Raw genomic sequence first — 2,920 nt, forward strand, 5'->3', positions numbered from 1 at the left:
GCATGAAAACCACAAGCGATATTGGCCGAGGTGATGACGGGCAAAAAGCCCTGCATCATCGCCCATCTTCCACGGGCCAAAACTTTCGCCCATGTCAGCGTTCAAATCGACCGTCAAAGTCATATATCCTCCGATCCGGTGACCATACCGGAGATAAGCTGATAGCCAAGCAGATCTGCGATGCTGGCCGGGTCGCGCAACCGGGGTTTGCATTTGCCCGGTAACCCCGCACGGGCCTGCAGATCCTTGCGCTGGATATCAAGCGCATCCGCCAGCGTAACAAAGGCAAAGCGCAGGGTAGCCCCGGCGGGGGTTTGCGCCACAAGCGGCAGATCGGCGGGAATAACCGTGCCGATACGGGGATAGCCGCCTGTGGTTTGCGCCTCGGGCAGCAAAACATAGGGCGCACCATCGCTAGGGATCTGGATGTCACCGGGGGTGATGATTTCCGACAGGATGGATTGGCCCGTGGCCAGCCCGAAACCGCCGCCGTCAGCGACAAGCCGCACGCCTTGACGATTGGCGCGGGCGTCACGGTGAAACCGGGTTGCGCTGAAACGCTCCAACGTCTCGGCGGTGAACAGGCTGGTTTGCAGCGAGGCGAGCATACGCGCTGTGCCACCACGCAGCCTGTCGGCAACGGCAAGGCACATCCCGACAGGCCCGCCCGCATCCGCACCGATCGGCAAGGTTTGGCCGCGTTCCAGCACCGCACCGATACCCGCGGCCAAATGGGTCGCGCGCGCCCCAAGGATTGGCGGAATGTCTATGCCCCCGCCGATGGAAAGATAGCCATAAACCCCGATCTCGGCCCCGCCGATCACCAGTTTTGCCCCCGCTGGCAGGGCATGGCTGGCATTCCACGCCACGCGATTGCCGTCAATCGTGGCCCGCATCACAGCCCCGGTCAGGGCGATACGCAGGGGGGCATCCGCGCTGAAGCTGCCACCGAACCCAGCCATTTCCAACGCCGCCAGATTGCCCGGCTGCCGCAGCAGCGCCGCGCCTTCGGCAAGGGCCATATCATCCGCCGCACCGCCGCGCGACAGCCCCGAGGCGATATGGCCCGGCCTGCCGCGATCCTGAACCGTCACACCGGGGCCGATGCTGTGGATATGCAGCATGCTCATCGTATAGGCTCCGTGCTGGCGCCGCCGCCCAAAGGATCTGTTTTTCGAATATTGTCGTATTCTTCGGGGGTTATAGCGTAAAACGCTACCTCATCCCCGGCCCGCAGGGGAAACGGGTCAGCCGCCTCGGGGCGAAAGCAGCGAAAGGCGGTTTGCCCGACATGGCGCCAGCCGGTAGGCGAGGCATTGGCAAACAGCACAAACTGCCGCACCGCCACCACCAGCGCCCCGGCAGGCACCTGCGGGGTAAGCGCGCTTTGCCTTGGGATGTTCCAGCCCTCGGGCAATTCCCCCAAATAGGGTTGACCGGGGGCAAAACCCAGCGTCAGCACACGGGGCCGCGCATTGGTCAGCACGGCAAGGGCCTCGGCCTCACTCTGGCCAGCAAGCGCTGCCGCCTCGGCCAGTTGTGGCGCCAGATCACCGCCAAACACCGTCGGAATGCGCCAGAAACGGCGGCCCTGCGGCGCGGCGGCCGTATACCAATCCTGCCCCGCCAAAAGGCCATGCAGGCGCGCTTGCAGCACCGCATGCGGCAAATGCAGCGGATCAAACCGCAGATAGGTCGCACATAGCGAAGAAGATGTCTCCTCTACCCCCCGGCCAGCTTTCGGCATCGACCGCAGCGCGAAAGGCAAGGGCCGCACGGTTGGCCGGGTCCGTCAGCCTATCCGCAAATCGCACCAAAAGCCCGGTCAAACCGACCGTGACAATGTGCGGAAAGAGATCAGGGTTCTGCATCACGCGATGGTGCCGCTTTGGGGTTCGCACCGCAAGGCCCGAAATCAAGGGTTAAAGCGCGTCACCTTTAACCTGACTCACCTATCGCTGCCTGAAGTCAAACATTTCAACGTGTTATGTGATAGGGCCTGTTTCAAGCCAAAGGCGAAACGCGATAAGGGGGGCAATGCGCGCGCCACAAGCGCCGGGCTCACATCGACGACAGCATCACAACGCCCAAGGCCACCACACAGGCCGCCAAAATCCGCCCCTTCCACGGCCGCTCGCCAAAGGCCACAACCCCGATCAGCGCCGCAAAGATCACGCTGGATTCGCGCAGCGCCGACACCGCCCCCAAGGGCGCGATGGTTTTGACATACAGCACCAACCCATAGGCCGTCACCGCCGCCACACCGCCCAAAAGCCCGAAAATCAGCGTGCGCGGCGCAAAATACCCACCGTTGCGGCGACGGTGCAGCGCGATGGCCAAAGGCACTGGCGCCTCGCATAAAAACAGCCACCCCATATAGCCCGTCGCCGTGCCGGCCTGCCGAATACCGATCCCATCCGCCACCGAATAGCTGCCGATGCAAACCCCCAACAGCAGCGCCAGCGCAATGGTCGAACGCTGCGCCTGCGCCGCGCCGCGCAGCATCGCCAACAAACAAATCCCGGCGCTGATGGTGGCCAGGCCCAGCCAGCCCAAAGGCGGCATCGTTTCGCCAATCAAAAGCCAGGCCGAAATCGCCACAAAGGCCGGGGCAAGGCCGCGCGAAATCGGGTAGACTTGGCTTAAATCACCGTGGCGATAGGCGCGAAACAGCAGCAGGTAATAGCCGTAATGCACCACGGTCGAGATAAAGATCGACGGCCAGCTTGCCCGGTCCGGGATCGGTGAAAGCGCAATCAGCACCACCCCCGCCAGCGCATGCGCCAGCGACACCGCCCCCAGCACCCCGGCCCGGTCATCCACCGCCTTTAGCATCGCATTCCAACCGGCGTGCAACAGCGCCGAAAACATCACCACCCCAAGGGCAAAAACGGTCATGCGGCGGCCAGGCCGTCAGTCA

The 2,920-nt window shown here is 63.5% G+C and carries 2 protein-coding genes and 2 pseudogenes; all 4 read right to left on the reverse strand.

Going from position 1 to position 2,920, the window contains the following annotated elements:
• A pseudogene (locus tag VDP61_RS09445) lies at window positions 1-123 on the reverse strand (LamB/YcsF family protein); the annotation flags it as partial.
• Window positions 120-1,130, reverse strand: a complete 1,011-nt coding sequence (locus tag VDP61_RS09450; RefSeq protein WP_323006670.1) for a biotin-dependent carboxyltransferase family protein — start codon at window positions 1,128-1,130, stop codon at window positions 120-122. The gene VDP61_RS09450 and the pseudogene VDP61_RS09445, both read right to left, overlap by 4 nt.
• A pseudogene (locus tag VDP61_RS09455) lies at window positions 1,127-1,871 on the reverse strand (5-oxoprolinase subunit B family protein). Before VDP61_RS09455 ends, VDP61_RS09450 begins: the two are co-directional and overlap by 4 nt.
• Before the next feature lie 190 nt (window positions 1,872-2,061).
• On the reverse strand, window positions 2,062-2,898 hold the full coding sequence (locus VDP61_RS09460; RefSeq protein WP_323006671.1) for an EamA family transporter: 837 nt from the start codon (window positions 2,896-2,898) through the stop codon (window positions 2,062-2,064).
• Window positions 2,899-2,920: the final 22 nt, after the last annotated feature.

The sequence above is a fragment of the Pseudorhodobacter sp. genome (genome assembly GCF_034675685.1).
Taxonomy (GTDB): domain Bacteria; phylum Pseudomonadota; class Alphaproteobacteria; order Rhodobacterales; family Rhodobacteraceae; genus Pseudorhodobacter.

What these genes read in the sequence shown, in the direction of transcription:
- VDP61_RS09460 (WP_323006671.1), bottom strand. Translation starts at nt 2,898, where the DNA reads ATGACCGTTTTTGCCCTTGGGGTGGTGATGTTTTCGGCGCTGTTGCAC.
- VDP61_RS09450 (WP_323006670.1), bottom strand. Translation starts at nt 1,130, where the DNA reads ATGAGCATGCTGCATATCCACAGCATCGGCCCCGGTGTGACGGTTCAG.